This window comes from Corallococcus sicarius (assembly GCF_003611735.1).
GTDB lineage: Bacteria > Myxococcota > Myxococcia > Myxococcales > Myxococcaceae > Corallococcus > Corallococcus sicarius.
This window is the reverse complement of sequence record NZ_RAWG01000730.1, coordinates 1-463: the sequence shown is the minus strand read 5'-3', so window position 1 is coordinate 463 and position 463 is coordinate 1. Positions and strand designations below refer to the sequence as shown.

Annotated in this window: 1 pseudogene; it reads left to right on the top strand. The window is 34.3% G+C overall.

What is annotated here, in order from left to right:
- Nucleotides 1-408, top strand: a pseudogene (locus D7X12_RS41900) (hypothetical protein); the annotation flags it as partial.
- Between the last annotated feature and the right edge of the window lie 55 nt (nt 409-463).

The window sequence follows — 463 nt, the reverse complement described above, 5'->3', positions numbered from 1 at the left end:
GTTCGCGGTACGACAATTCGACGCATTGTGAAAATGTTAAAAGATTCTGGTGCAAATAAAGTGCATGTGCGTATAGCATCACCGGAATTTATGTTCCCAAGTTTTTATGGAATCGATGTTTCAACTACGGCAGAATTAATTTCTGCAAGCAAATCACCTGAAGAAATTAAAGATTATATTGGCGCTGATTCATTAGCATATCTATCTGTAGATGGGTTAATTGAATCAATTGGTTTAGATTATGACGCGCCATATAGTGGCTTATGTGTAGAAAGTTTCACTGGAGATTATCCTGCAGGGTTATATGATTATGAAGCAAATTATAAAGCACATTTAAGTCATCGACAAAAGCAATATATTTCTAAAAACAAACACTTTTTTGATAGCGAGGGAAATTTAAATGTCTAAAGCATATGAACAATCTGGTGTAAATATTCATGCTGGTTATGAAGCTGTAGAAAGA